The sequence below is a fragment of the Mycobacterium sp. UM_Kg1 genome (assembly GCF_000972925.1).
Lineage (GTDB): Bacteria > Actinomycetota > Actinomycetes > Mycobacteriales > Mycobacteriaceae > Mycobacterium > Mycobacterium hiberniae.
In genome coordinates this window covers 1-1059 of record NZ_JRMK01000315.1, presented here as the reverse complement: position 1 = coordinate 1059, position 1059 = coordinate 1, and the positions used below count along the sequence as shown (strand labels likewise).

The 1059-nt window shown below is 70.2% G+C and carries 1 protein-coding gene; it reads left to right on the top strand.

The window, feature by feature from the left end:
- Window positions 1–58: 58 nt before the first annotated feature.
- Window positions 59–1059: PGRS repeat-containing protein (locus tag LI92_RS21305; protein ID WP_353585460.1), on the top strand; the 1001-nt coding region annotated here is incomplete at its 3' end.

Sequence of the window (1059 nt, the reverse complement as noted above, 5' to 3'; positions counted from 1 at the left end):
TTTACCTTTCTCAGACAGGCTTCAGAAATCTGGTTGTCCGTGAGAAGGGTTGGTCGCGATGTCTCGTCGCCGCAGCACGGTTGTGGGCACCAAGGCCGTTGGAGTCGCCGCGTTCTTGGCGATCGCCCCGATCTCGGCGCCCGCGCACGCCGATTTCGACGACATGTGGGACGCGCTGGTAGCGCCGTTTGTCACCGCCGCGGGCGACCTCGACGGCGACGCCCTGTTCGACACCGCAGCCTGGGACACGTTCTTGTCCTCGGCCCACTGGGATGCCGCCTTCGGCGCACTGGCCGAACCCGGCCCCGCCCTGAACCTGGATTTCTACGCGCTACTGCACGACGCCGGTCAGCAGTGGATCAACAGCGAACTGGGCAGCCAGGTCAACGGCGTCATCAACAACCTGTTCGGATCGACGGTCATCGGCAACGGCACCGACGGCACCGCGGACAACCCCGACGGCGGCAACGGCGGCTGGCTGTTCGGTGACGGCGGCGCCGGCTGGAGCAGCACCACCGACGGCGTCGCCGGCGGCGCCGGCGGTGCCGCCCTGGGACTGTTCGGCAACGGCGGCGCCGGCGGCGACGGCGGGGCCGGGGCCGTCGGCGGTGACGGCGGCGACGGCGGCTGGCTGTGGGGCAACGGCGGCAACGGCGGCGACGCCGGCGACGGCGCCACCCTGTTCGGCCTGCCCGCACTCGGCGGCGTCGGCGGCAACGCCGGACTGCTCTACGGCACCCACGGCGACGTCGGCCACTTCGGTACCCTGCCCGGCGGCTTCACCGGCACCGTCCCGCCGCCGGTGGAGGTCTCCAACGGCTGGCTCACCAACGGCGACGGCCAAGTCGTCATGCTGCGCGGACTCAACCAGGTCTACAAGATCCCGCCCTACGAGCCGTCCGCGGCCGGTTTCGACGAAGACGACGCAGCCTTCCTGGCCGCCAACGGCTTCAACGTCGTGCGCCTCGGCGTCATCTGGGCCGGCGTGCAACCCGAACCCGGCGTCATCGACTACGACTACCTCGCCTCCATCGAAAACACCGTCGAAATCCTGGGCCG